Raw genomic sequence first — 1066 nt, forward strand, 5'->3', positions numbered from 1 at the left:
CGGCGGCCGCGTTCCAGCGGGCCTCGACCTCGGTGGCGGGGATGGACATGGTGCTCTCCTCAGGGTCGCGGGGTTCTCGGGGCCGCGGCGGACGACGACGGCGCCGCGCTCGGCTTCTTCGGGCCGCGGATGGACTCGGGACGGGCCGGGTCCAGGACGGACCGGGGGTCGAAGAACTCCTCCAGCACGGGCCGCTCGCCCGAGACGGCCGCGGCGAGGCTGATGCCGTCCACGTTGATGCGCGAGCCGCGGTAGTAGCCGGGCTCGAGCTGGCCCCACGCCTTTGAGGTGCCGTCCACGAGGAAGAAGGAGCGGTAGCCGAGCTCGCGGAAGTAGCGGTACCGCTCGTTGTCCGCGGTGTACTTGCCGGGACCGGTCACGTCCGCGCCGAAGGGGTAGATGAGCATGTCCGTGGGGCCGAGGATCGGCTCGACCTCCTGGTGCCAGTGCCCCATGTCGAACTCGAGCTCCTCCATGGTCAGCTTCGGCACCGTCCGGTGGCCCCACGTGTGGGAGGCGAACTCCCAGCCGCTGTCCTTGAGCGCGTCGGCGACCTCGGTGGCGGCTGCGACGTCGGCGTCGAACGTGGGGCTGTCCCCGAACTCGCGCGCCGAGGTGCGGTAGCCGAACACGCCGTCGTAGCCGGTCATGGCGAGCACGCCGCGGGCGCCGTTGAGGCTGAAGTCCGGGTGCTCGGCGAGGAAGTCGTCCAGGCGCGGGACGACGTCGAAGGCCCCGACGTGCGTGTTGCCCTCGGCGTCCGTGTACTCGTTGCGGACGCGGCCGTCCTCGGCCACGATCAGGCGGTCCGCGAAGCCGTCACCGTCCATGTAGAGGTAGTACGAGCAGTCGTCCAGGGAGAGGATCAGCGGGGTCCGGCCCTCGGGGACCATGAGGGTCTTCGGGCGGACAACGTCGTCCTCGCCCACCTCGTACAGCTCGTGCGGGGAGACCAGCACGTAGCCGCGCTCGTAGACCTGCCGGATGACGGCGTCGAACTCGTCCACCGTGACCATGAAGTCCAGGTAGCCGCCGGCCTTGTCGTCGCCGTCGAAGGCGCGCGCCG

At 70.7% G+C, this 1066-nt stretch carries 1 protein-coding gene; it reads right to left on the reverse strand.

Going from position 1 to position 1066, the window contains the following annotated elements; all coding sequences use genetic code 11:
- Nucleotides 1-59: 59 nt before the first annotated feature.
- Nucleotides 60-1066 (reverse strand): polysaccharide deacetylase family protein (locus AB0N07_RS52000; RefSeq protein ID WP_365848116.1); only part of this gene is annotated, 1007 nt, incomplete at its 5' end.

It is taken from the genome of Streptomyces sp. NPDC051172 (assembly GCF_040682555.1).
In the GTDB taxonomy this organism is placed as follows: domain Bacteria; phylum Actinomycetota; class Actinomycetes; order Streptomycetales; family Streptomycetaceae; genus Streptomyces.